Here is a 22,593-nt window from a genome sequence, read left to right on the forward strand (position 1 = left end):
AAAAAGTGGTTTTGGCGAAACCATTTCTCGCAGTGCTTCACTACGTTACGCACTGGGCGGGACGTAGCCCGCCGCGGCGTCTGCGCCGCCGCCAAAGAAATGGTTTTCCATCTGGCGCGCCAGGTACTGGCGGGCGCGCGCATCGGCCAGGTTCAGGCGGTTTTCATTGACCAGCATGGTCTGGTGCTTGAGCCAGCCAGCCCAGGCTTCCTTGCTCACGCTTTCCCAGATGCGTTTGCCCAGTTCGCCGGGGTAGGGGGGGAAGTCGAGGCCTTCGGCTTCCTTGCCGAGCTTGATGCATTGAACGGTGCGTGCCATGGGAATTCCTTGTAGTGGGGGTGAGCGAAAAAGGCTTCGCTCAGATGATTTGGATATTAAGAACTGAAATCTCAGTAGTTCCAGTTTTGAAGAGGGCCTTCCAGAATGCGTTCCATCGGTGATTTGCACCGCAACACATTCACAAAAGAGGCCCTCCCATGAACTTTCGCCGCGACTTTATCAAGTTTCCCTTTGCCGCCGCCCTGGTGGGCAGTTTGGCCCTGACGGCATTGCCGTCGTTTGCACAGTCTGTGACGCTGCTCAATGTGTCGTACGACCCGACCCGCGAGCTGTACGTGGAGTTCAACCAGGCGTTTGCCAAGCACTGGAAGGCCAAGACCGGCCAGGACGTGACCATCAAGCAAAGCCACGGCGGCTCGGGCAAGCAGGCACGCTCCATCATCGACGGGCTGGACGCCGACGTGGCCACGCTGGCCCTGGCGGGCGACACCGATGCGCTGCACACCAACGGCGGCTGGATTCCCAAGGACTGGCAAAAGCGCCTGCCACACAACAGCTCGCCCTACACCTCGACCATCGTGCTGGTGGTGCGCCAGGGCAACCCCAAGGGCATCAAGGACTGGGACGACCTGGTGCGCGCCGATGTGAAGGTGATCACGCCCAACCCCAAGACCTCGGGCGGCGCGCGCTGGAACTACCTGGCCGCGTGGGAATTCGCCAAGCGCAAGTACGGTGGCGACGCCAAGGCCAAGGACTTCGTGGCCAAGCTGTATGGCAACGTGCCCGTGCTGGACACCGGCGCGCGTGGCTCCACCATCACCTTCGCTCAGCGCAACCAGGGCGACGTGCTGATCGCCTGGGAGAACGAGGCCTACCTGCTCGAAAAGGAGTTCGGCACCAAGTTCGACGTGATCGCGCCTTCGATCTCCATCCTGGCCGAACCCGCCGTGTCGGTGGTGGACAAGAACGTGGACAAGAAGGGCACCCGTGCCGTGGCCGAGGCCTATCTGCAGTACCTCTACACCGAAGAAGGCCAGGACATTGCGGGCAAGCACTTCTACCGCCCCGCCGTGTCTGACAAAGCCAAGGCCAAGTACGCCAAGCAGTTCCCCAAGCTGAACCTGTTCACCATCAACGACGCGTTCGGTGGCTGGGACAAGGCGGCCAAGGACCACTTTGCGGACAACGCGAGCTTTGACCAGATCTACACCAAAAAATAGGCTCACCCCGAAGCGGCCTTCAGCCGCCTCCCCTCAAGGGGCGCCACCGCTGGACCGGCGAAGCCGGATCCAGGGTGGCGCTGGTCTGACCACGCCCTCTGGAATCCTCTCTTATGTCCGCTCTTCTCATCGCTGGTAGCCCCTCCGAGCGTTCCCGCTCCGCCGCCTTGCTGGATGCCGTGGCCCAGCGCCTCTCAGTGCGTGGTGCGCTGGTGGACCGCATCCACATCCGCGACCTCTCGCCCCAGGCGCTGCTGCTGGCCGACTTTGGCCACCCCACGGTGGTGCATGCCATCGACCAGGTGGCCGATGCCAGCGTGCTGGTCGTGGCCACCCCGGTCTACAAGGCGGCCTACAGCGGCGTGCTCAAGGTGTTTCTGGACCTGCTGCCGCAAACGGCCCTCAAGGGCAAGGTCGTGCTGCCCCTGGCCACGGGCGGCAGCCCGCACCACATGCTGGCGCTGGACTACGCGCTGCGCCCCGTGCTGCAGTCGCTGGGTGCCAAGAGCATCCTGCCCGGCATCTACGCCACCGACGCCCAGGTCACGCTGACGCCCGAGGGCCGCTACCACGTGCAGGCCGACATTGCCGCCCGGCTGGACGATGCGGTGAACGTGCTGGTGACCGAAACCCTGCGCCCGTCGCCCGCCCAGGCCACGCGGTTTGCGCCGGTGCCGTTCTCGCAGGTGCGATGTAGCGTCTGACGCGGGCCCGGCGCTGCGGCAGGCCCGCAGTGCCAGCGCCACCTTCCTTCCCCTTCATTTCCATTATTTGATTTGCTGCGCTGGGTGCGCGGGCAGGGCGGTGTGCCGCCTGCTGCCAGCCCGCCCGGTGCTCCCTCCCCCTGATTTGCTGCTGGAACCCGCACCATGAACGAACTGAACCGCTTTTCCCTGCAACGCCGCCACCTGCTGGCCGCCAGTGCTGCCTCCGCCGCCGCTGGGGCGATTCCCTCCGCCTGGGCCCAGGCCCCTGGCGCGGCCCGCGTGCTGCGCGTGGGCCACCAAAAGGGCTGGCTCTCCATCCTGAAGGGCCGTGGCACCCTCGAAAAGCGCCTGGCCCCGCTGGGCGTCAAGGTCACCTGGACCGAATTCAACGCAGGCCCCGTGCAGCTTGAAGCGCTCAACGTCGGCTCCATCGACTTCGGCGACGTGGGCGAAGCCCCGCCCATCTTTGCCCAGGCGGCAGGCGCCCCGCTGGTCTATGCCGGTGCCACCGTGCCGCGCCCTGCACTGGAGGCGGTCATCGTTCCCAGCGGTTCGCCGATCCGCAGCGTGGCCGACCTCAAAGGCAAGCGCGTGGCCTACAACAAGGGCTCCAACGTGCAGTACTTCCTGGTCAAGCTGCTGGAGAAGAACGGCCTGAAATACGGTGACGTGCAATCCATCTTCCTGGCCCCGGCCGACGCGCGGGCCGCGTTTGAACGCGGCGCGATCGATGCCTGGATCATCTGGGACCCCTTCCTCGCCGCCGCGCAAAAGCAGCTCGATGCGCGTCTGCTGGTCGATGCCACGGGCGTGGTCAACAACCGCGCCTACTACTTCACCTCGCGCGACTTCGCCACCAGGAACGCCGACGTGCTGCGCATTGCCATCGAAGAAGTCAACGCCATCGACACCTGGGCGTCCAAAAACAAGGACGCCGCGGCGGCCGAGCTGTCTGCCGTGCTGGGTCTGGACAAATCCATCACCGACCTGTACCTGAGCCGCGCCCGTTTCGGCACCGCGTCCGTCACGCGCGAGATCCTGGCTGAGCAGCAGGCGATTGCCGACACCTTCTTCGACCTCAAGCTCATCCCCAAAAAGCTCAACCTGCTACACGCCGCGCCGGTTGATCTGCTGTGACCCGGGCCATGAAAGGACACATCGCCATGACCCACCTCACCGTCAACGCAGAGCGCCGTCGCGCACTGCAGCTGCTGGGCGTTACCGCTTTCAGCTGGGCGCTGGCCGGCCGCTATGCCCACGCGCAAAGCGCCGCCGTGCAAGGGCCCGAGCAACTGCGCATTGGTTATCAGAAGTCGGCCGTCAACCTCGTCATCCTGAAGCAGCAGGGCGTGCTGGAAAAACGCTTTCCGGGCACGCGGATCAGCTGGCTGGAGTTCCCGGCCGGGCCGCAGCTGCTGGAGGCGCTGTCGGTCGGCAGCCTCGAATTCGGCCTGACCGGCGACTCGCCCCCCGTGTTCGCCCAGGCCGCTGGCAAAGACCTGCTCTACGTGGGCGCCGAGCCACCCAAGCCCGACAGCTCCGCGCTGCTGGTGCTCAGGGATTCGCCTCTGCGTACCCTGGCCGACCTCAAGGGCCGCCGCATTGCCGTGCAAAAGGGCAGCAGCGCCCACTACCTGCTGGTGCGCGCCGTGGAGCGCGCGGGCCTGCAGTGGGCCGATATCCAGCCCGTGCACCTGACTCCTGCCGATGCGCGCGCCGCGTTCGAGCGCAAGAGCGTGGACGCCTGGGCCATCTGGGACCCGTTCTACGCCGCCACCGAGCTGGCCATCCAGCCCCGCGTGCTGGCCACGGGGCGCGACCTGGCCAGCAGCAACAACTCCTTCTACCTGGCGGCCCGCCCGTTTGTGCAAGCCCACCCCCAGGTGCTGCGCGTGCTGTTTGAAGAACTCAGCCGCGCCGACCGCCTGGCGCAAGAGGCGCGCAAAGATGCGATCAAGCTCATTGCCGACTTCAGCGGCCTGGACGCGGGTGTCGTGAGCCTGTTCATCCAGCGCCGCCCCTCGTCGCCAGTGGGGCTGCTCTCTCCCGCCACCGTGGCCGACCAGCAGCGTGTGGCCGATGCGTTTTTCAAGCTCGGCCTGATTCCCAAGCCTGTGAACGTGGCCGACATCGTGTGGCGGCCCGCCGCCGCGTAACTGGCCGCTGCGTCGGTCCGGCACTGAGCCACAACCACAACCGCATCAAAACACCCCCCAACTCTCCGAGGCACTCATGAAAATTTTCTGGTTCATTCCCACCCACGGCGACAGCCGCTACCTGGGCACCGCCAAAGGCGCACGCCAGCTCAACCACGACTACTTGAAGCAGGTCGCAGTGGCGGCCGACAGCCTGGGCTACGAAGGCGTTCTCATCCCCACCGGCCGCTCGTGCGAAGACCCGTGGGTGGTGGCTGCGAGCCTGCTGCCTGTCACGCGCAACCTCAAGTTTTTGGTGGCCGTGCGCCCCGGCCTGCACCAGCCCGCGCTGGCTGCGCGCATGGCGGCCACGTTCGACCGGCTCTCGGGCGGGCGCTTGCTCATCAACCTGGTCACCGGCGGCGACCAGGCCGAGCTGGAGGGCGACGGCGTGTTCCTGGACCACGCTACGCGCTACGAACAGTCGGCCGAGTTCATCCGCATCTGGCGCGAGATCCTCACGCGCAGCCACCGGGGCGAGAGTCTGGACTTTGAAGGCAAGCACCTGTCGGTGAAGGGCGCCAAGCTGCTTTTCCCCCCGGTGCAGCAGCCCCACCCGCCGGTGTACTTTGGCGGCTCGTCGCCCGCCGCGCACGATCTGGCGGCCGAGCAGGTGGAAACCTATCTGACATGGGGCGAGCCACCGGCCGAAGTGGCGAAGAAGGTGGCCGACGTGCGCGCCCGTGCCGCCAAACACGGCCGCACCGTCAACTTCGGCATCCGCCTGCACGTCATCGTGCGCGAGACCGAGGAACAGGCCTGGGCCGCTGCCGAAGAACTCATCAGCCATGTGACCGACGACACCGTGGTGCGCGCCCAGGCCGTGTTTGCACGCATGGACTCCGAAGGCCAGCGCCGCATGGCGTCCCTCCATGCGGGCGGCGCCAAGCGCAGTCGCAAGGACCTGGAGATCAGCCCCAACCTGTGGGCGGGCGTGGGCTTGGTGCGTGGCGGTGCAGGCACCGCCCTGGTGGGCGACCCGCAGACCGTGGCTGCGCGCATTGAGGAATACGCAGCGCTGGGGCTGGACACTTTTGTGCTGTCGGGCTATCCGCACCTGGACGAGGCCTACCGCTTTGCCGAGCTGGTGTTCCCGCTGCTGCCCCTGCCGCTGCGCAACCAACTGGCCAGCGGCAACCCCTTGTTTGGCAACCCACTGGGCCCGTTTGGCGAAACCGTGGCCAACGACTTTGTGCCGCGCGCGTCGCAAAGCTGACTTGTCCCGGAACCGGAACTCTCCATGACACACACCGCAAGAGAACTGCAGGTATCCCCGGTGGCCGACGCCGTGGACCTGCCCATCGAAGGGCCGTTTTTGCCCGCACCCGTGGCCCGCTTTCTCGCCAGCGTCGCACAGCGCCTGTTGCCCTGGGCCGTGCCCATCGGCCTCATCGCGCTGTGGCAGATCGCATCGTCACAGGGCTGGTTGTCTACCCGCGTGTTGCCTGCACCGCTCGAGGTCGTCAAGGCCGCGTGGACGCTGGCCGCTTCGGGCGAACTGTGGACCCACGTCCAGGTCAGCGCGGGCCGCGCGCTGGCCGGGCTAGCCGTTGGCGGCGGCCTGGGACTGGCGCTGGGCCTGCTCACCGGCTCGGTCAAGCTGTTCGAAACGCTGCTCGACTCCACCATCCAGATGGTGCGCAACATCCCTGCGTTGGCGCTCATCCCGCTGGTGATCCTGTGGTTCGGCATCGACGAATCGGCCAAGCTGTTCCTCATCAGCGTGTCGGTGTTCTTCCCCATCTACCTCAACACCTTTCACGGCATCCGCAACGTGGACCCGGGGCTGATCGAGATGGGCCGCACCTATGGCCTTGGCTGCTGGCAGCTCTACAAGCAGATCATCCTGCCCGGGGCGCTCTCCAGCATCCTGGTGGGGCTGCGCTTCTCGCTCGGTTTGATGTGGGTGATCCTGATCGTGGCCGAGACCATCTCGGCGCAGGCGGGCATCGGCTACCTCACGATGAATGCACGCGAGTTCCTGCAGACCGACATCGTGCTCGTGGGCATCCTGCTGTATGCGCTGCTGGGCAAGCTGGCCGACATCTTCGCCAAGGGGTTGGAGCGCTACTGGCTGAGGTGGCATCCCGGGTATCAGGCATGAGTATCCCCCTGAGCCGCTACGCGGCTTCCCCCTTCTCTCAAATCGCTACGCGATTCGGGAAGGGGGACGACGCTAGCGCGGCGGGGCGGCCCTTGCGCGGCGTCCCTCGCATTGGGTCGCGCCCAGTGCAGCCACCGCGCCCAATTACTCTCATTTTTATAGCTACTAGCGCTGGATAGATAAGCGCAGGAGGCCATTTTGACCACTAATTTATCTTTGCAACCCCAAGGCGTGCGCCTGGAAGTGTGCGGCGTGGACAAACGCTACGGCACGCGCGACGTGCTCAAGAAGACCGAGCTGGTCATCGAACCCGGCCAGTTCGTCGCCATTGTGGGCCGCAGCGGCTGCGGCAAGAGCACGCTGCTGCGCCTGGTGGCGGGGCTTGAACCTGTCTCCGGCGGCGCGATCCGCCTCGATGGCCAGGACGTTGCAGGCCTGAGCGGCGACACCCGCATCATGTTTCAGGACTCGCGCCTCTTGCCCTGGAAGCGCGTGCAGGACAACGTGGCCTTGGGCCTGCCGCCCGCGCAGCGTGGCGCAGCCGCCGACGTGCTGGCCCGCGTGGGCCTGGGCGATCGGTTGACCGAGTGGCCCGCGCGCCTGTCCGGCGGTCAGCGCCAACGCGTGGCCCTGGCGCGTGCCCTGGTGCACAACCCGCGCCTTCTGCTGCTCGATGAACCATTGGGCGCGCTGGATGCGCTCACCCGCATAGAGATGCACCGCCTCATCGAAGGCCTGTGGCGCAGCAGCGGCTTCACCGCGCTGCTGGTCACCCACGACGTGCAAGAGGCCGTGGCCCTGGCCGACCGCGTGATCCTGATCGAGGACGGCCAGATCGCGCTGGACCAGCGCATCGACCTGCCGCGTCCGCGTTCACATGGCGACGCCGCGTTTGCCGCCATCGAAAAACGCATCCTCGACCGTGTGCTGCGAAAGCCCGATGGGGAGCCTGCGCACGAGGTTTCCTGGCCCGGCGTGCCTGCGCATGGCTTGCGCTGGGCGGTCTGATTTCTCTCTCTCTCTCTCTCTCTCTTTTCGTTTGCTTGTTTTTCTTTCTCTGACCTCTTTTTCAACGGACTATTCAAGGAGAACCCCATGTCCATCCAAGCTATCAACGTACGCAACCAGTTCAAGGGCAAGGTCCGCGAAATCATTCGCGGCGACGTCGTCTCCGAGGTCGATGTCGAGACGCCATGGGGTGTTGTCACCTCGGTCATCACCACCCGCTCGGTGGACGACCTGGGCCTCATCGTCGGCTCCGACGTGGTCGCGCTGGTCAAGTCCACGGAGGTGTCGATTGCCAAGCTGTGAGACAGCTTTGGGACAGAAAATTTGAATTAAATTCGGCTCCAGCGCTTGGTGGGTAAGCGCTGGAAGCTATAAAAACGAGAGTTTTCCTGAGACGCGCTTACATTTGGTAGACGCTATTCGCTTGAGCAAATACATGATGCTGCGTATCACTACGAACAAGTCAGAACTCGATGTCTCGCTGATTCACGAGTTCCTCAGTAAGCACTCCAGTTGGGCCTGAGGGATTCCTCGCCCTCTTGTTCAGCGGGCGATTGACAATTCCCTTTGCTTCGGCGGGTTCGTTGGCGATAGGCAAGTGGCTTTTGCGCGAGTTGTCTCTGATTTAGCCACCTTCGCAAACCTTTTGGATGCTTTCGTCTTGCCTGGCCACAGAGGTAACGGATACAGCAAGGCCATCCTGGGTCCCGTCTTGGCGGACCTGCACTTGCAAGATCTTCGGCGCTTCAGTCTGGCGACGGGTCACGCACATGGTCTGTATGCGCAATTCGGCTTCACACCTCCGCTGAAGCCGCAATCTCTGATGGAGCGGTATTGCCCGAGCATCTACCACGGCAATACGCAATAACCAGGTTTTTTGGCTCTGGAAAGGACCTAGCACACCGTGTTGAGATCCTCCTGGCCGGGAGGCTGCGACCGTGGTCCGCGAGGCCTGCTGTCGACATAGGCAACACAGGCAACCATCAGCTGCGCGGCGAGGTACTGTCGCAGCACGATGCCCTCCGTGACACGACACACCCGTTGGAGATATGGTTCGAATAGAGCCCCAGCGCTTGATAGGTAATCGCTAGCAGCTATCAAAAAATGAGTATTCTGCGCCTGCTATCTGGCAAGAACCCTGGGGCCATTCAGCCCAAAACCGCCTACGCGGCTTAGACTCAGCCGCATGACGACTCTCCTTCTTTGCACTTTTGCCGCCTTGGCTGCGCTGCTCCACGCAGCGGCTGTCGCGCGAGCGGCGGCAAAGAAGAATGCGCGTCGTCAGCTGACGCCAGCACATTCCTAAGCCCGGCGGCACCCCCTCTCACATCACTTTTTTCAGCGCAACCATCCACCGCCGGGCACCACCTAGCGCGGTAGCGGCCGTCTTGTTCTCACGGGGCGACAGCCGCATTTGATGGAGTGCTTTCATGCATGAAGCTGTTGTTGTCGTTCACGGCGAGCGCACGCTCACCGACCTGGACTATTCGCGCCTGAGCAAGCTGGTGGGCCACCAGCTCCCCGCTGTTCTTGAAGATCTGCTTGCCAACGCAGACATCACCAACTCGCGCGCCGTGTCGGCCAACGTGGTCACCATGTATTCCCGCGTGGAACTGGTGGACGTGCACACCCACCGGCGCCAGGTGCTCACCATCTGCTACCCGCAAGACGCAGAACCGGCTGCGGGTTTCATTTCGGTGCTGTCGCCCGTGGGCATCAGCCTGCTGGGCCTGAAGGTGGGGGATGTTGCCAAGTGGCACACGCCGCATGGCGAAGAGTGCGCGGCCGTTGTCGAAGGCATTCAGTTCCAGCCTGAGGCCACGGGCGACTACGTCACGTAGTCGTTAGCCCCGAAGCAACCCGTCTGCGGCCCGCCAGGGGCCGCGCTCACCCGCATCACCGCCGCCAGCCCGGCGCCATCTCGCATTGGCGCTTCGGGATAGGTGCGCGCTGTGCAAAACAGAAGGACGTTCAACCATGACCCCTCGCTCCATCCTCGCCATCACTGATTTCTCTCTGCAGGGAGGCCATGCCATCGCGCGCGCTGCGCTGCTGTGCGCTGAGCACCGTGCAACTCTGAGGCTCGTCTATCTGGCCCCACCCGCTGAGGCACCCCCGCCGGACGCGGGCGTGCGCCTGTCGCACCACGCGCTGCAACTCAGGCAGCGCCACAACATCCATGTTCACGCGGCAACGCGCATCGACTTCACCGCTGCGGATGTGGCGCGCGAGGCGGCGGTCGCCGACCTGGTGGTGTGGGGCACGGCGCCGTTGCGTGGCCTGCGCGCCTGGTTCAGCGCGCATCCCGCCATCCAGATGCTGCGTGCCTGCCAGCGCCCTGTGATCGTGGTGCGCAATCCTGCCGACCAGCCTTACCAAACTTTGATGGTGGCGGTGGACTTCTCGCGGGTGTCGCACCGCCTGGTCGAGCTGGCTTTTGCGCTGCATCCCACCGCGCGGGTTGAGCTGTTTCATGCGATCAGCACCGCCAACGAGGGCAAGCTGCGGTATGCCGAAGTGTCTGAACGCGCCATTCAGATCTACCGGGAGGAATGCCGCCGCCATGCGCAAGACCGTATGTTCACACTGACCGATTCGTACGACGCACGGCGCAACCGGCTCTCGTCTTCCATCGGCCGGGGCGATCCAGCCCGGCAGGTAGTGGTGCAACAGCAGAACACGGCAGCGGACCTCATCGTGGTGGGCAAGCACCCGGCGTCCAGGCTCTCGGACCTGCTGTTCGATAGCGTGGCGCAACGCGTCGTGCGCGATGCGCTCGCGGATGTGCTGGTGGTGCCGAACGACTTTCAACCGGCGTCACGTGGCTCGGCGGTAAAGCGCCTGGCCACCGATCTGCCGGTGCGCCGCGTCAAGGCGGGTTCGCCGCGTTTGCCGAGTTATCCCAACCCGGCCGCGCTACCGGACTCCCTGCGCCTGTTCACGAACAGTCCTGCACCACCACATCCTTGACCACGGCCAGCGCCCGGGCCAGGTCTTCAAGCGCCACCGACCCCAGCGCGATGCGCAGCGCGTGGGGCACATGGGTGGTGGTGGCAAACCCTTCGGCGGTCGACACCGACACCCCGCGTTCTGCCAGGGTGGCGGCAATGCGGTCGGCCCGCTGGTCGTCGCCCAGCGGCAGCCAGACGAAGTACGAGTGCGGGTGCCGCACCAATCTCAGCCCCGCCAGCGCCCGGGTGGCAATGGCCTGGCGCTGCGCAGTGTCTGCGCGCTTGTCGGCCTCCAGCCGGGCCACGGTGCCGTCTTCGATCCAGCCGCAGGCGATGGCGGTGATGACCCCGGCCGTGTTCCAGGCGGTGGCACGCACGGCGCGCTCGATGGGGCCGATCAGCTCGCGCGATGTGGCCACAAAGCCAAACCGCAAGCCCGTGGCCACGTTCTTGGACAGGCTGGAGAGGTACACCGTGCGCTCGGGTGCCAGCGCCGCGATGGGGGGCGGCGCCTCGGGCGCGAGGTAGGCATAGGGTGCGTCTTCGATCACCAGCAGGTCGTGTGCACGCGCAATGCCCACCAGGCGCTTGCGGGCGCGTGCGCCCATCACGCAGCCCAGCGGGTTGTGCAGGGTGGGCATGGTGTAGATGGCACGCACGGGCCGGGTGTCGCACAGGCGCTGCAGGGCGTCCAGGTCGGTGCCAGCGGGGCCCACGGGCACCGGGGCCAGGTCCAGCCGCAGGCGTTCGGCCAAAACCCGAAAGCCGGGGTAGGTGAGAGCGTCTACCGCCACCACGTCGCCGGGGTTGAGCAGGCCCATGGCCGTCACGGCCATGCCGTGCTGCGCGCCGTTGACGATGAGCACCTGCTCGCCCGCCACTTGCAGCTGGCGCGTCTTCAGGTGCCCGGCCACGATGGCGCGTTCGTGCGGCCGGCCGCCGTAGGGGTGGTAGTGCAGCAGCGATTCCAGGTCGCCGGAGGCGGCCAGCTTGCGCAGGGCATCCCGCAGCAGGTCTGCCTGGCCCGGCACGCTGGGGTTGTTGAACGAGAGGTCTGTGGCGCTGGGCGCGGGCGTGGTGAGGTCGGCGTCGGCACCGCGCGGGGGGGCGGGGTCACGCACAAAGGTGCCGCGCCCGGTTTCCCCCACCACCAGGCCGATGGCCTCCAGCTCGGCATACACGCGGCTGGCCGTGGCCAGCGCCAGGCCATGCCGCTGGGCCAGCGCGCGGTGGGTGGGCAGGCGTGTGCCCGGCCGCAGCTGACCCGCGCGGATGTCCGACGCCAGTGCGTCCACCACTTGTTTGTACCGAACCTGGCCCATGGCGTTGTGCCTCTGCGTTGAAACGTATCTATGACAATTTTTTGATTGTATTGAATGTCGTCGATAGGATGCGCTTGGCCATTTCTTGCTTCATTCACTCTCCTTTCCTCTACTGAACAGGATTCCACCGCCATGCGCATCGCCATCCTGACCTTCGACGGTTTCAACGAACTCGACTCCCTGATTGCCCTGGGCCTGCTCAACCGGGTGAAGAAACCGGGGTGGGAGGTGTCGCTGTGTTGCCCCACAGACCAGGTGCGCTCCATGAATGGCGTGACGGTGCAGGCCCAGTCGCTGCTGCCCTATGCGCGGTCGGCCGATGCCGTGCTGGTGGGCAGCGGCATGAAGACCCGCGAGGTGGTGCAGGACGCCGCCCTGATGGCGGAGCTCGCCTTCGATCCGGCGCGCCAGTTGCTGGGCGCCCAGTGTTCGGGGGCTTTGATCCTGGCCAAGTTGGGGCTGCTCGACGGCGTGCCGGCCTGCACCGACCTGACCACGAAACCCTGGGTCCAGGAGGCTGGCATCACTGTGCTGAACCAGCCCTTTGTGGCTCGGGGCAATGTGGCCACGGCGGGCGGTTGCCTGTCGGCGCAGTACCTGGCTGCCTGGCTGATTGCGCGGCTGGAAGGGCCCGAGGCTGCCCGCGAAGTCATCCACTACTTTGCCCCGGTGGGCGAGAAGGAGGAGTACGTCGCCCGGGCTATGGGGCATGTCACCCAACATGACAGTTGATGCGAGTGACCTTGCCATCGCTTGCTAGGGGAACGGACTCTGTGCAGCGGTTGGCGGGTTGAGCGGCTGCGCTTGGGTCCCTATGCAGGGTATTCGCCGGTGCCGTGGGATTCAGAGCTTGCCCTCCCGTCGCGGCGGAGCTGTTTGCGCTGCGCTGTGCTGCGGCGCCAGGTACGCAGAAGGTGGCGGGCGGCGCTTGCCAGAGCTTCGTCCAGCGCGCAGCGCCAGTCCTTGGCCACAGTAGACACGACCACAGCGCCTGCACCATCAGTGCGCAGGGCTATCTGGCAGCGCTTGTCAGGGCCGCCCCGGGGGCCGTTGATGTCCTCCAGCTTGATCTCTGCACGCGGCACCAGGGCGTTCAGCCGGCGAAAGGCGAAACGCACGCGACGCTCCACGGCATCGCGCATAAGCGCGGCTTCGGGGTGGCGTGTTCTGAAAAGAATCTGCATTTGCGATCTCCTGAGTTGAGGGTGACACCGTAGCCCGCAGCTTGGCGGTAAACCAGCAGGAAATTTCTCCGTTGCATTTCTGAAAATACTGTGCATTGGCGGCGATTTCGCTGCGGATGAGTCACTTCGACTTTTTGGATGTCTACATCAGAGAAAACCTGCTTCTTGTAAGCGGGCGGTGGCCACACATTCAAGGCTTCTTCCTGTTCGCAACTTTCCGCCTCAAAGGAGCCGTCCGTGAAACCCTGGTCTGGAATCTCTTCACTTATTGCCTCCCTGCGTCATCGCCTTGTGCGCTGGCTCTCCCGTGTCGCCGTGGCTCGGGCACCTGTGCTGCGGCGCGTTCCGGTCAAGGTGCCGCTGCGGGTGCAAGCCCAGTACCGCGACGGCTGGCAGCCGCGTTCACGCTATCGCCGCTAGGGCGCGCTGGGTCAACCATTGCTTGCTTGTCACCTTTGTCATTGCACTTACCCCATTTCAAGGAGATCAGAGATGCGTAGCTATCCCCGCAATAGCCCCGAAGCTGTGGCCCGAATCGTCGCCTTGCTGTTGATATCGGATGGCCATGTGAGCCGGTCCGAGCTGGATGCCTTGCATGGCCTTTATATGGAGCAGGAACTGAGTCTGCCGCAAGGCGGCTTTGGCAAGGTGCTGCATGGCCTGTGCGAAGACCTGTGGATGGGCATGCATGAACAGCGGGTTTTGACCGCCAGCATTGATGGTCCCACGCTGATCTTGCTGTTCGCTGAAGTGACAGACCCTGAGCTGCGGCGCAAGACCCTGGAGTTCGCGTACACCGCAGCCATGGCAGACAGTCACCTGGCGCCGAGTGAGTGGTGGCTGATGAATGCAGCAGGCCAGTATTGGCAAATGGGCGTCATGCCCTCCGGGATCGGCCACTACGAGCTGGCGCAGGCTGCCTGATGCAGCTGTAACTGCAAGTGCAACCATAAACAAGGGGGATGGTGGTTGTGTGGGAAGCCCGCTAGGCTGTACCCAGCCCTGCGGAAGCATCCACCAACTGCCGCACCAGCGGGTGGTGCTGCCCCCGGCGCGACCAGATAGCGTGAACCTCCTCAAAAAGCTGGGGGCATTCACCCAGCAGGCGCAGCCCACGCACCAGCCCCACATCTTGCGCACCCAGACGGCTGACCGGAAATACCCCCAGCCCTCGGGCCGCAAACACGGCCAACAAGGCGCTGTCTTCAAACTCGCCCACTACACGTGGTTGCACTCCGACGTCCCGAAACCAGGCATCCAGAGTGGCCCGTAGTGGTGCATGGTGCGTAGGCAGCAGCACGGGAAAGTCTTGCAACGACTGGGGAAACCGGTCACGCACCTGCTTTTTTACCAGCGACGCCGGGCCATACCACTGCAGGGCCGAGCGGGCAATGCGTTGACTTGTCAGGCGCTGGTGGGGGTTGCGCGGCGCGGCTTGCCCGGCCAAAACCACGTCCAGCTGGTGCAGTGCCAGCTCGGATAGCAACTCGTCGGACTCGCCCTCGTGGCACACCAGCCGTAAATGGGGCGTGGCCAGAACGGGCTCCAGCAGTGCATGTGCCGCCAGTTTGGAGATGCCGTCAGACAGACCCACCGACAACCGCGCCACACGGGCGGTTGCGGCTTCGCGCACCTCTTCTTCGATGTGCTGGCCCAGTTGAAAAATCTCTTCAGCCCGTGTGAATGCGGCTTGCCCGGCTTCGGTCAGCGCCACACCGCGCCCCGAAGGCTTGAGAAGCTGGTGGCCCAGCGCTTTTTCCAGATCGCGCACCTGTGCGCTGATGGTTTGCACAGCCATGTTCAGCCGGTCTGCCGCACGGGCAAAGCCACCTTCCTTGGCAACCATCCAGAAGTAGTACAGGTGGCGGTAGTTCAGCATGGGCGGGCTCAGGTTCGAGAAAACCGAATGCTAGGTGCGGCTGGGGCTGGTGTCTATGCCGCGCAGGTTTGCCCATACTCGCCGCTTGCCAATTTGAAAATAAAGGAAGCTTTCACATGTTCTACGCACTCAACTGGTTTCTTTCATTGGCGCTGCTGGCCCTGTGGTCTCTGGCATGCTGGGGAATGCATGCGGTCACGGTCTGGGCGGTGTCCAGCGCGGGCGCATTGACTGGCGGCAGCGCGGTGGCAAACACCATCCTGGTGCCAGGCTGGCTCAAGGCCTGGATGCCCCCAGAGTTGATGGGCCAGTGGGAGGCCTTCGTATCATCTGTGGGCCCCATGGTGCAAGCTCTGCTGGAGGCCGTGCCTGCTCTTGCAGGGGGCGTCACCTTCCTGGCCTGGGTGCTGTGGGGCCTGGGTGCCGTGCTGCTGGTGGCACTGGCGGTCGGTATCCACATCCTGATTGCGCTGGCAAAGCGCCATAACGGTGGCCCTGGCGCGGCCAAAGCGGCACTGGTGCGCTGAACGAGGCAGCGCAGCCCTTGCACGGGCTGCGTCACATTCCGGGTATTTTGGCGTGGCGCTTCTGCATCAACGGTTTTCCGTCTCATCGGGGCGGCTGGGGTTGAGCCGCTCCATGAACAAATCCACCAGAGCACGCAGCCGTGGCAGCCTGCGCAAATCCCGGTGATAACCCAGCCAAACGTCGCGCCCTGGCGGAGCCTTGGCGCCTTCCAGCCTTTGCAAGCCGGGGTGTGAATCACCCAACGGGCACGGCAACACGGCCAGGCCCGCGCCCGATGCACAGGCCACCGCCTGCACGTGCCGGTTGTTGCTGCGAAACGTGATGCGCGCAGAGGGAAAGGCCTCGCGCAGCCAAGCTGCGTCCGGCATTTCGCTGAAGCCCAGGTCCATCGTGATGAGGCGAACGTCGGTCCCGTCTTGGTGTACATCTGCGCCGCTCTGGGTGTACAGCGCGTAGGGCACATGCATCAGCCGCCGCTGTATGACGTCGGGTTCGTCAAAAGGAACAATCCGTGCCACCAGGTCTGCCTCGCGGCGTGCCAGGCTGAACAGGCGCGCATCGGTCAGGAGTTCGATGGTGACCCGAGGGTGGTGGTTGGTAAACGCTGCGCAAAGGGGCGCCAGCACGTGCAGACCAAACCAGTCGGAGGTCGATAACCGCAGGCTGCCTTCCAGCTGTTGATCTGCGCCATCCAGTTGCCTGGAGAACGACAGTGCCTGCGCCTCCATACCCTCGGCATGGCTCAGCACGGCGGCCCCCTCGTCGGTCAACACGAAGCCCTCGGAGGTTCGCTGGAACAGGGTGTGGCCCAGAGAAAGCTCCAACGCCTTCAACCTCCGGCCCATGGTGGGCTGGCTTTGTTTGAGCGCGCGGCCTGCCGCACCCAGCGTGCCCTGCCGGGCAATGGCCAAGAACACCTGCACGTCATCCCAATTCATCGGCTGCATCATGCAAAAGTGAATGAACGAGTTTCAATCTTGTGGATTTTCATTCAAAAGCGAACGGCAGACACTGGTGGCACTGTTCATTGCAAAGAAGGTAAACACCATGTCAACCTCTCCCACCTCCACCCCCACCATGCAGGCGCTGGTACTCGCATCCCATCATGGTGCACTGACCCCCACCTGGTTGCCCCGGCCGCAGCCCGATGCGGGCCAAGTGCTGGTGCGTATCCATGCCAGCGGCGTGAACCCGCTGGACACCAAGATCCGTGCGGGCGCGGCTGAGCATGCCCAGCAACCGCTCCCTGCCATTTTGGGCATGGACCTTGCCGGAGTGGTCGAGGAGGTCGGGCATGGCGTTTCACGCTTCCAAGTGGGTGACGAGGTGTACGGCTTCACGGGCGGCATTGGCGGTTTGCAAGGTAGCTTGGCGCAGTATGCCGCCGTCGATGCCAGACTGATTGCATGCAAGCCCGCCAATGTGACGATGCGCGAGGCAGCAGCCCTGCCGCTGGTTTTCATCACCGCCTGGGAGGGCTTGGTGGACCGCGCCAAGGTGGGCAGTGGACACAAGGTGCTGGTGCACGGCGGCGCCGGGGGTGTGGGCCATGTGGCGGTGCAGCTGGCCCGCGCGCGTGGTGCCGATGTGTTTGCCACGGGTACGGCGGCGCAGGCCGCTTACATTCGGTCCATCGGCGCCACGCCGATTGACTACGAAACGACCTCGGTAGAGGCGTATGTCAACGCGTTTACGGAGGGCAAGGGCTTCGACATCGTGTACGACACGGTCGGGGGCCCCGTGCTGGACGCGTCCTTCCTGGCCGTTCGCCGTTACTCCGGCCATGTGGTGACCTCTTTAGGCTGGGGCACCCACAAGCTGGCGCCCCTGTCGTTCCGGGGTGCCACCTTCTCGGGGGTGTTCACGCTGCTGCCCATCCTCACGGGGCAGTTCCGCGAGCACCATGGCGAGATCATGGAACAGGCCACCGCGCTTGCGGAAGCCGGACAGTTGAAGCCCTTGCTCGATCCCACCACATTCACGCTCGACACGGCAGACAAGGCACATGCCCTGCTAGCCGATGGCTGCGCCCGTGGCAAGGTGGTGGTGAGCGTGCTGGCATGAGCAAACTTCGTGCTGAAAGCGCCAGTTCGTCAGCCGGTATGGACAGCATGGAAAACAGGGGCCGTGGTGCGATGGGCCCAACCCATGAACACCTTCGCCAGGTGGCCGATGTCTTGATCACGGCCACCAACGCTTTTGATGTGGAGCGCGCGTTAAGCCTGTTCGTGCACGATGCAGTGATCGACGACCCATCCACCGGCCACCGCTTTGATGGCCATCCCGGAATACGCCGTTACATCGAACAGTATTTCGTTGGCTATCACACGGTGACCCGGTTCCTTTCGATGAAGCGGCTTGGTCGCCGGCGGGCGGTGGTGAGGGTCGATTTCACGGGGGATTTCGGCCAAGAGATTGGCACGCTCGATATCACCGTGGATGCCAAGGGTTTGATTACCCGCATGGACGCAGATCTTGAATGATCTGACAGCTTTCTGGGCCGCGCGACTACCCACCAGGGCTTGTGTGTGACGCCAGATTGCTGGCGGCGGCTCTGGTGTGTGTCGATGCAAAATTTCATCAAAAAAAGGCCTGCAGCGCTAGGCAATCAAGCGGAAAAAGCTATCAAAAAGAGAGCGTTTTAGCGGCTCAACGCGGCAAACACCCCGCAAACCCCTTCGGCCCCGCCGCATTCACATCCGCCAGCGTCAGGGCCTCCAGCCGGTCGTTTTGCCCCGGTATCTTGGTCAGCCGCTGGCCGTTCTGCCAGCGCCATTGTTTGCCATCAAAACTGTAAATGAAGGTGTGGGTGCGGTTGGAGAGCAGGTGCGCCGGGGTCAGGGTGATGGCCTGGGCGGCGGCTTCGGTGGTGGCGGCGGCCTGCGCCTCGTTGTCTTTGATGACGATCTTGCCCACGTAAGGAGTCACGGCAGATTCGGTGCGGGTGACCTCGGGCTGTACCAGGGCGGGGCTGTATCCGGTCTTGATCCATTCGCCGACGCCCCCGGGGCGCACATGGGGCTCGCGCGCAGCAAGGGCCTGGGTGCACGCTGCTGCCAGCGCGTCAAAACCTGTCTGCGCGGGTCCGCTGACTTCGGGCTTTTTGCACCCCAGCAGGGGCAGGGTCAGGGTCAGCGTAGCGGCCATTAGGAGGAGTGCAGAGCGCAGGGGCGATGGCATGTTCATCAAGGCGAGGAGGCGGTGGTGTGGAGGGCACGCGATGTGAAGGGGGAAAGCTCCCAGCCTCCTCTATCGACGGTGGGGCATTGTGTGCCGCTGCGCAAGGTGGGGCTTGATGGTAGTCAATTCGCCAATCAATTCTGCGCGTCCTTCGGCATCAAGGCGGCTGCATCGCCCTGGTACCAGCGCGCCTGGGCGGTGGGGGCTTTCAGGGCGGCCAGCACGGCGGCGTTCAGCTCGTGGGCGCTGGCGGGCAGGGGCTGGTCGCGGTAGGCCAGGGCGGTGCCTGCCATCAGGGCCTCGGCATCGACCAGCAGGCGCAGGTTTTGGGGGATGGTGGGGGATTGTTCTGCGCAGTGTTGGGCTGACAACGAGTGCGCCTTGCGGCAGGCGGCGGGGCGATGGCTGTAGATGCTGCAGCGGTCATCCACCAGAAAGCTGCACGCCTGGCGTGCAGGGTTGGTGGGGTTGAGCGCGGCGGTGGCCACATGCCGCTGCAGAGCGCTGAGGGCATCGGCCAATGCCTCTGCGGGCTGGGCACGCAGGTACTGGGCGATGTGGAAGACCTCGGGCTCGGTCGCTTCGACCCGCAGGTGGCAGCAGTGGGCGCAACCGGCCTGGCAGGCGGGCTGGGGGCCGGTGGCGCGGGCCTGCTCGGCCACGGTGTCCAGCCCCCGGTGCAGCTGCGCGATGAAGGCCACGGCGCCATCCGGGCCATCTGCGCCCTGGGCCTGCCGCAGCGCCTGCGCCGCCCGCTGCCGCACGCGGGCGATGGATTGCAGGAAAGCGGTGCGCTCGTCGTCGGTCAGCATGGGCGGTTGGCGGGGGGAAGGTGGCCGTGCCTCATACCTTAGCGCGTTTGCCACCAGGCGGGCAGCAGGTTGCGCACCTGGGCCTGGGCAAAGCGCTCGTCCATCAGGTGCACCACGCCCTCGTCGCTGGGCGTGCGGATCACGCGGCCTGCGGCCTGCACCACCTTTTGCAGGCCGGGGTAGAGGTAGGTGTAGTCATAGCCCGCGCCAAACAGTGTTTGCATGCGTTCGCGGATCTGCTCGTTGACGGGATTGACCTGCGGCAGGCCCAGCGTGGCGACAAAGGCGCCAATGAGCCGCTGGCCCGGCAGGTCGATGCCCTCGGCAAATGCGCCACCCAGCACGGCAAAAGCAATCCCTTGGCTGGTGGTGGTGAAGCGGGCCAGAAACTCGCGTTGCTCGCCCTCCAGCATGCGGCGCGACTGGCACCAGTGCGGCACATCGGGGTGCTGCTGCGCAAACAGCGCGGCGGCTTGCTGCAGGTAGTCATAGCTGCTGAAAAACGCCAGGTAGTTGCCGGGCCGCTCGCGAAACTGCTGTGCCATCAGCGCCGTAATCGGTGCCAGCGACGCAGCGCGGTGCGGGTAGCGCGTGGAGATGTGGCGCGCCACCTGCACCTGCAGCTGGTGCGCGGCAAAGGGCGATTCCACATCCACCCACACATGGTCCTCAGGCAGGCCCAGCAGGTCGGCGTAGTAGCGCGCGGGCTGCAGCGTGGCCGAAAACAAGGTGCTGGTGTGTGCCGCAGCGAGGCGCGGCTGCAGAAATGGCGCGGGCACCACGTTGCGGATGCAGACCACGGAGTCGCCGGGTTTTGGGGACCGCTGGTGGTGGGCGGAAGAAGCCTGGGTGATGTCCACCATCGAATGCGCGTCCAGCAGGTCGGCCATGCGCTGCAAGTGCAGGGCGTCGAAATAGAAGGTCTGCAGCGCGCTGTCGGGTTCAGTGGGGTGGTCGGTGAAATGCTCGGTGAGCGTGGTGGTGCACTGCTGCAGCGCGGCCAGCAGCTTGTCGGGGAAGGTTTCGAGCACCGTGTACGGGGCCGGGTACGCCTTGTCCAGCGCCACCCAGGCGCGGCGCACCTTGTCCAGCGCCTTCTTCACCGGCGCGTGCTGCGCAGTGGTGGGGCTGCTGCGGGCCTGGGCCAGGGCGGCGGGGTTCAGCTCGGCGGTAAACATCTTGCGGCCGCGCTCCACCAGGTTGTGGGCCTCGTCCACCAGCAGCGCCGTGCGCCATTGGTTGGCCTGGGCCAGGCCGTGCAGCAGCCCGCCCAGGTCAAAGTAATAGTTGTAGTCGCCCACCACCACATCCGCCCAGCGGGCCAGCTCCTGGCTCAGGTAGTAGGGGCAGACCTCGTGCTGCAGGGCCACGTCGCGCACGCGGGCCTGCAGCAAGGCGGGCGCGGGTTTGCTTTCGATGGTGGTGGCCACGGCTGCGGCCCGAGCGGCGGGCAGCCGGTCGTAAAAGCCCCGTGCCAGCGGGCAGGATTCGCCGTGGCAGGCCTTGTCGGGGTGTTCACACGCCTTGTCGCGCGCCACCAGCTCCAGCACGCGCAGGGGCAGTACCGGTGCGCTGTGCGACAGGCGCCCCAGCGCATCCAGCGCCGTCTGCCGCCCCGAGGTTTTGGCAGCCAGAAAGAACACCTTGTCGATGCGCTGCGCGGGCGCGGCCTTGAGCAGCGGGAACAGCGTGCCCATGGTCTTGCCAATGCCAGTGGGCGCCTGGGCCAGCAGGCAGCGGCCCGCCATCGCAGCCTTGTACACGGCCTCGGCCAGCGGGCGCTGGCCGGTGCGAAAGCCGCCAAACGGAAAGCCCAGCGCATTCAGCGCCGCATCGCGTGCCGCGCGGTGGGCCACCTGTTGTTCGGCCCAGTCGATGAAGCGCTGGCACTGGGCCTCGAAGTGCTGGCGCAGGTCGTCGGCGCTGCAGCGCTCGGTAAACACCGTCTCTTGCTGCGTGCCCAAGTCCAGGTACACCAGCGCCACGTCGATGTGCGCCAGTTGCTCCTGCTCGCACAGCAGCCAGCCATACACCTTGGCCTGCGCCCAATGCAGGTGGCGGTGCGATGCGGGTTGCCGGTCCAGCCGCCCTTTGAAGGTCTTGACCTCGTCGATACGCTGCTGCGCGGGGTCGTAGCCGTCAGCCCGGCCGCGCACATACAAGGTTTGGTAGCTGCCGCTTAGCGCCACTTCGGCCCGGTAGCCCGCGCCCCGGCGTGACGCAGCCAACGCATGGCCCGCCATGCCCTCCAGCGCGGTGGGCGCGGGTGTAAAGCGCAGGTCCAGGTCGCCCTGCTTGGCGGTGAACTCGCACAGCTCGCGCACCGCCACGGTGTAGGTCATGGCGGGGTGGTCGGGGTGTCGGTGGCGGGAGGAGCAGGCTCGCCCAAATGGGTCTGAGCCATGTCGTCATCGCTGCGCAGCGGCGTGGCTTTGCACAGCGCCATCCACACAGAGAAGGGCAGGGTGCAGCGGTTGTGCCGCGCGGGGCGCAGCAGCTCAAAGCGCCCGTCCTCCGCACTGCCATGTAGCACCCAGATGCCGAAGTGCTCGGGGATCTCTTCGGGCTCGGCTATGCCCGCCGGGAAGACGTAATAACACTCCTCGCACAGCCACTGATAGGCCTGCCGCTTGGCGTCGTGCCGCAGGTCCGACAGCAGGTCGGCCCGGCTCGCCTTCACCTCGTGCACCATGGGCTGCAGGTAGGCGGGCACCGAGGTATTGCGCACCGAGAACAGATCGGGCCGGGCCATGCGCCACACATTGGCAGCGGCGCGGGCAGCCGGGGCGTGGTCATCTTCGGCCCACAGCGGTGCCATGGCGGGCGCGGTGTTGGCGGGTGCATCGGCCGTGGCCGCAGGCGGCACCACATCCCCCATCGGCACGGTGTCGATCACCGCGCGCAGTGACAGTTCGGTCCATACGATGCGCCCCGAAGCCAGCAACTGCGCCGCAAACTTCTGCCCCAGCCGGTCGTGCAGGCTCAGCGCCCGCACGCCGCGCTGGCGGGCCTGCGCCAGGGTGCGGATGCCTTCGTCGGTGAGACGCAGGGTTTCACAACCATCGGGCGCAATGTGCAGGTGGATGAGGCCCGCTGCCAGCAGGTCAATCTCCAGCCCATCCTTGCACGGCCAGCCCGCCGAGCGCCAGATCTGCATGAGGCGGGTGCGGTGAAAGCGGGTGATCGGGGTGGAGGGCGGGGAGTCCGAAGCTGTGGAGGGCAGC

General features: G+C 65.2%; 25 protein-coding genes. 16 read left to right on the forward strand and 9 right to left on the reverse strand.

What is annotated here, in order from left to right:
* Nucleotides 1-45: 45 nt before the first annotated feature.
* A complete protein-coding gene (locus NFX52_RS14610) occupies nucleotides 46-318 on the reverse strand; it encodes an oxidative damage protection protein (RefSeq protein ID WP_010461281.1) in 273 nt (90 codons plus the stop codon).
* Between the two features lie 158 nt (nucleotides 319-476).
* Here NFX52_RS14610 and NFX52_RS14615 point away from each other — a divergent pair, with 158 nt between their 5' ends.
* The 11 genes from NFX52_RS14615 (at nucleotide 477) to NFX52_RS14665 (ending at nucleotide 10,483) form a co-directional block, all read left to right on the forward strand.
* Nucleotides 477-1,499, forward strand: coding sequence for a sulfate ABC transporter substrate-binding protein (locus NFX52_RS14615; RefSeq protein ID WP_055393883.1), 1,023 nt, complete (start codon nucleotides 477-479; stop codon nucleotides 1,497-1,499).
* A gap of 113 nt (nucleotides 1,500-1,612) precedes the next feature.
* Nucleotides 1,613-2,203: an NADPH-dependent FMN reductase gene (gene ssuE / locus NFX52_RS14620; RefSeq protein WP_055393885.1), complete on the forward strand. Its 591-nt coding sequence runs from the start codon at nucleotides 1,613-1,615 to the stop codon at nucleotides 2,201-2,203.
* Nucleotides 2,204-2,368: 165 nt separating this feature from the next.
* The gene (locus tag NFX52_RS14625; protein WP_055393888.1) at nucleotides 2,369-3,343 is read left to right on the forward strand and encodes a sulfonate ABC transporter substrate-binding protein; all 975 of its coding nucleotides are present in this window, start codon (nucleotides 2,369-2,371) and stop codon (nucleotides 3,341-3,343) included.
* A 26-nt stretch (nucleotides 3,344-3,369) separates the two neighbouring features.
* Nucleotides 3,370-4,362: a sulfonate ABC transporter substrate-binding protein gene (locus NFX52_RS14630; protein ID WP_055393890.1), complete on the forward strand. Its 993-nt coding sequence runs from the start codon at nucleotides 3,370-3,372 to the stop codon at nucleotides 4,360-4,362.
* Between the two features lie 76 nt (nucleotides 4,363-4,438).
* Entirely contained in the window at nucleotides 4,439-5,617 is a 1,179-nt protein-coding gene (gene ssuD, locus NFX52_RS14635) for an FMNH2-dependent alkanesulfonate monooxygenase (RefSeq protein ID WP_055393892.1), read from the forward strand.
* Nucleotides 5,618-5,641: 24 nt separating this feature from the next.
* A complete protein-coding gene (gene ssuC / locus NFX52_RS14640; RefSeq protein ID WP_055393894.1) occupies nucleotides 5,642-6,505 on the forward strand; it encodes an aliphatic sulfonate ABC transporter permease SsuC in 864 nt (287 codons plus the stop codon).
* 216 nt (nucleotides 6,506-6,721) lie between these two features.
* On the forward strand, nucleotides 6,722-7,513 hold the full coding sequence (locus NFX52_RS14645) for an ATP-binding cassette domain-containing protein (protein WP_242701043.1): 792 nt from the start codon (nucleotides 6,722-6,724) through the stop codon (nucleotides 7,511-7,513).
* Between the two features lie 87 nt (nucleotides 7,514-7,600).
* Nucleotides 7,601-7,816, forward strand: a complete 216-nt coding sequence (locus tag NFX52_RS14650; protein ID WP_055393898.1) for a TOBE domain-containing protein — start codon at nucleotides 7,601-7,603, stop codon at nucleotides 7,814-7,816.
* A gap of 250 nt (nucleotides 7,817-8,066) precedes the next feature.
* On the forward strand, nucleotides 8,067-8,381 hold the full coding sequence (locus NFX52_RS14655; protein ID WP_353848481.1) for a GNAT family N-acetyltransferase: 315 nt from the start codon (nucleotides 8,067-8,069) through the stop codon (nucleotides 8,379-8,381).
* A gap of 562 nt (nucleotides 8,382-8,943) precedes the next feature.
* A complete protein-coding gene (locus NFX52_RS14660; protein ID WP_055393900.1) occupies nucleotides 8,944-9,354 on the forward strand; it encodes a GreA/GreB family elongation factor in 411 nt (136 codons plus the stop codon).
* Nucleotides 9,355-9,490: 136 nt separating this feature from the next.
* Nucleotides 9,491-10,483 (forward strand): universal stress protein, encoded by a 993-nt coding sequence (locus tag NFX52_RS14665; protein ID WP_055393902.1) that lies wholly within the window; start codon nucleotides 9,491-9,493, stop codon nucleotides 10,481-10,483.
* On the opposite strand, the gene NFX52_RS14670 is transcribed toward NFX52_RS14665, so the two are convergent.
* Complete coding sequence (locus tag NFX52_RS14670; protein WP_055393904.1) at nucleotides 10,452-11,786, reverse strand: aminotransferase-like domain-containing protein; 1,335 nt, start codon at nucleotides 11,784-11,786, stop codon at nucleotides 10,452-10,454. The two genes, NFX52_RS14665 and NFX52_RS14670, sit on opposite strands and share 32 nt — an antisense overlap.
* Before the next feature lie 132 nt (nucleotides 11,787-11,918).
* On the opposite strand from NFX52_RS14670, the gene NFX52_RS14675 reads away from it, so the two are divergent.
* Nucleotides 11,919-12,518 carry a DJ-1/PfpI family protein gene (locus tag NFX52_RS14675; RefSeq protein WP_055393906.1) on the forward strand — a complete coding sequence of 200 codons (600 nt, stop codon included), beginning with the start codon at nucleotides 11,919-11,921 and terminating at the stop codon, nucleotides 12,516-12,518.
* A gap of 80 nt (nucleotides 12,519-12,598) precedes the next feature.
* On the opposite strand, the gene NFX52_RS14680 is transcribed toward NFX52_RS14675, so the two are convergent.
* A complete protein-coding gene (locus NFX52_RS14680) occupies nucleotides 12,599-12,970 on the reverse strand; it encodes a hypothetical protein (RefSeq protein WP_055393908.1) in 372 nt (123 codons plus the stop codon).
* Between the two features lie 492 nt (nucleotides 12,971-13,462).
* On the opposite strand from NFX52_RS14680, the gene NFX52_RS14685 reads away from it, so the two are divergent.
* Nucleotides 13,463-13,894: a tellurite resistance TerB family protein gene (locus NFX52_RS14685; protein WP_055393909.1), complete on the forward strand. Its 432-nt coding sequence runs from the start codon at nucleotides 13,463-13,465 to the stop codon at nucleotides 13,892-13,894.
* A 61-nt stretch (nucleotides 13,895-13,955) separates the two neighbouring features.
* On the opposite strand, the gene NFX52_RS14690 is transcribed toward NFX52_RS14685, so the two are convergent.
* Nucleotides 13,956-14,849, reverse strand: coding sequence for a LysR substrate-binding domain-containing protein (locus tag NFX52_RS14690; RefSeq protein ID WP_055393911.1), 894 nt, complete (start codon nucleotides 14,847-14,849; stop codon nucleotides 13,956-13,958).
* Between the two features lie 116 nt (nucleotides 14,850-14,965).
* Here NFX52_RS14690 and NFX52_RS14695 point away from each other — a divergent pair, with 116 nt between their 5' ends.
* Nucleotides 14,966-15,376, forward strand: coding sequence for a hypothetical protein (locus NFX52_RS14695; protein ID WP_055393913.1), 411 nt, complete (start codon nucleotides 14,966-14,968; stop codon nucleotides 15,374-15,376).
* A gap of 66 nt (nucleotides 15,377-15,442) precedes the next feature.
* On the opposite strand, the gene NFX52_RS14700 is transcribed toward NFX52_RS14695, so the two are convergent.
* Nucleotides 15,443-16,315, reverse strand: coding sequence for a LysR family transcriptional regulator (locus NFX52_RS14700; protein ID WP_055393940.1), 873 nt, complete (start codon nucleotides 16,313-16,315; stop codon nucleotides 15,443-15,445).
* Nucleotides 16,316-16,424: 109 nt separating this feature from the next.
* On the opposite strand from NFX52_RS14700, the gene NFX52_RS14705 reads away from it, so the two are divergent.
* Entirely contained in the window at nucleotides 16,425-17,441 is a 1,017-nt protein-coding gene (locus tag NFX52_RS14705; RefSeq protein WP_055393942.1) for a zinc-dependent alcohol dehydrogenase family protein, read from the forward strand.
* A complete protein-coding gene (locus NFX52_RS14710) occupies nucleotides 17,438-17,860 on the forward strand; it encodes a nuclear transport factor 2 family protein (RefSeq protein WP_238385469.1) in 423 nt (140 codons plus the stop codon). The genes NFX52_RS14705 and NFX52_RS14710 overlap by 4 nt, the downstream gene beginning before the upstream one ends.
* A gap of 166 nt (nucleotides 17,861-18,026) precedes the next feature.
* Here the strand turns inward: NFX52_RS14710 and NFX52_RS14715 are convergent, their stop codons facing one another.
* The 4 genes from NFX52_RS14715 to NFX52_RS14730 form a co-directional block, all read right to left on the reverse strand.
* Complete coding sequence (locus tag NFX52_RS14715) at nucleotides 18,027-18,557, reverse strand: hypothetical protein (RefSeq protein WP_082437261.1); 531 nt, start codon at nucleotides 18,555-18,557, stop codon at nucleotides 18,027-18,029.
* Nucleotides 18,558-18,691: 134 nt separating this feature from the next.
* Nucleotides 18,692-19,369, reverse strand: coding sequence for a YkgJ family cysteine cluster protein (locus NFX52_RS14720; protein WP_055393917.1), 678 nt, complete (start codon nucleotides 19,367-19,369; stop codon nucleotides 18,692-18,694).
* A 38-nt stretch (nucleotides 19,370-19,407) separates the two neighbouring features.
* Nucleotides 19,408-21,711 carry an ATP-dependent DNA helicase gene (locus NFX52_RS14725; protein ID WP_055393919.1) on the reverse strand — a complete coding sequence of 768 codons (2,304 nt, stop codon included), beginning with the start codon at nucleotides 21,709-21,711 and terminating at the stop codon, nucleotides 19,408-19,410.
* The gene (locus NFX52_RS14730; protein WP_055393921.1) at nucleotides 21,708-22,526 is read right to left on the reverse strand and encodes a hypothetical protein; all 819 of its coding nucleotides are present in this window, start codon (nucleotides 22,524-22,526) and stop codon (nucleotides 21,708-21,710) included. The genes NFX52_RS14725 and NFX52_RS14730 overlap by 4 nt, the downstream gene beginning before the upstream one ends.
* Nucleotides 22,527-22,593 lie beyond the last annotated feature (67 nt).

Source organism: Acidovorax facilis (assembly GCF_023913775.1).
GTDB lineage: Bacteria > Pseudomonadota > Gammaproteobacteria > Burkholderiales > Burkholderiaceae_C > Acidovorax > Acidovorax facilis.